This is a genomic window from Roseovarius sp. A46, from assembly GCF_004126395.1.
Classification (GTDB): Bacteria; Pseudomonadota; Alphaproteobacteria; order Rhodobacterales; family Rhodobacteraceae; genus Roseovarius; species Roseovarius nitratireducens.
This window is the reverse complement of the sequence record NZ_PVWS01000074.1, coordinates 1-1334: the sequence shown is the minus strand read 5'-3', so window position 1 is coordinate 1334 and position 1334 is coordinate 1. Positions and strand designations below refer to the sequence as shown.

At 58.9% G+C, this 1334-nt stretch carries 2 protein-coding genes; both read right to left on the bottom strand.

Going from position 1 to position 1334, the window contains the following annotated elements; genetic code table 11:
• Positions 1 to 79 precede the first annotated feature (79 nt).
• Complete coding sequence (locus tag C6W92_RS17440; RefSeq protein WP_129435394.1) at positions 80 to 1105, bottom strand: hypothetical protein; 1026 nt, start codon at positions 1103 to 1105, stop codon at positions 80 to 82.
• A 20-nt stretch (positions 1106 to 1125) separates the two neighbouring features.
• Positions 1126 to 1334 (bottom strand): hypothetical protein (locus tag C6W92_RS17870; RefSeq protein ID WP_206735563.1); only part of this gene is annotated, 209 nt, incomplete at its 5' end.

Here is a 1334-nt window from a genome sequence, read left to right as displayed (position 1 = left end):
ATTGGCCTGTCCACCAACCGAGCGGCCGAAGCAGCCCGAAAGCCGCTGGAAACAAGCTGCCTGATGCCCGGCATGGCCCTCACATCGGCGCGTCGGCGCAGCAGAAGGCGTTGTTCAGACTTTCCTTCGTATCGACGAGGATCGCAATCCTGTCGATAAGCGCCTCGACCTTGTAATTCCCGCGAATGGCGGCATCTGGCGCGAGCACAATCCTTCCGGAACGATCAGGGCGCGTCTTGCCGCTTCGAGATGTTGGCGAAACGGGCAAGCAGCGGTATTCGAGGTTCGTATCAGGAGCATCTTTCCCCGACAGCGCTCGGTATTCGATTTTCTCTGCCGGGGACGAATAGGAAAGTGGTATCGAAAACGGTGCGGTTTTCGCCGGGACTGGTAAAGGCTGAGCTTGCTGTCGCGCGGGCTGGATGTCCTTCTCCCCGGAAATCGCATCGAGCACGGCATGGATCTCGGGTGATTTCGTGACGCTCTTGCTGCCATGGGTCACGGTGCCTGATTTCAAATGTGAAAGGTAAGCGGGTAACAGGCGCCGCATCGATTTCAGTTTCGCGTCGAAGTCCGACGCCTTCCTGCTCTCGTCGAACAACTGCGCCCACCAGTCACGAAGGTCATGCTTGGTGATGTCTTGCTTGCGACTGTTGGGGCGAGGCAGTGAACTCCTGTTCACCACGTCTGTTGACCCGGCACGAACGAGCCTGTCCTTGTTTCGCGCGCGGCGTTCTCTCGACCGGAGCCCGAAAAGACAGGCCGCGACGCACTTCAGGATCTCCTTGTAGTCCGGTGTTTTTCCCGATGTCTTCTGCAGACCGGGGCGTCCCTCGAGCAGCAGCCAGTGACCGAACAGAACAAGTTCGGCCTGCGGTCTGGACTCTTTCTTGTCGGCACGGATCGCATCCTCAAGGTTTGCCGGCACGTTATCTGCCCATGCTTGCGAACCCGCATGAACAAGCGTGTTGAGACGCCGGATGAAGCTGTATTCCTTCGTCGCCGGGGTAATCTTGCCGTGCTCGAAGAGGTCCGACTTTGCGGACAGACGTCGTGCAGTCACCTCCTGAACGATTTGTGCGCCTCTGTCTGTCGAAGATGCCATTATCCCCTCTTGCGCCCCTCTCACATGTGACAGCGTCGAACTGCCCAGCCTGCCAAGGCCTCGTGGATAATCTCTCGAAGGAGAGCGTCAACCGCCTGTTCGACTTGGCCTGCCACTGAACTTTCATCCAGCCGGAACCGGAGCCCTTTGGGTTGATACGCCGACAGGCGCAGGTGGAGCAACCGACAGATGCGCGGAGCTTTCAGGTGGCGCAGCGCGGCTGTTGGTT

Excerpts from the sequence above, each read along its gene's own strand:
- C6W92_RS17440 (WP_129435394.1), bottom strand. The coding sequence starts at position 1,105 with ATGGCATCTTCGACAGACAGAGGCGCACAAATCGTTCAGGAGGTGACT.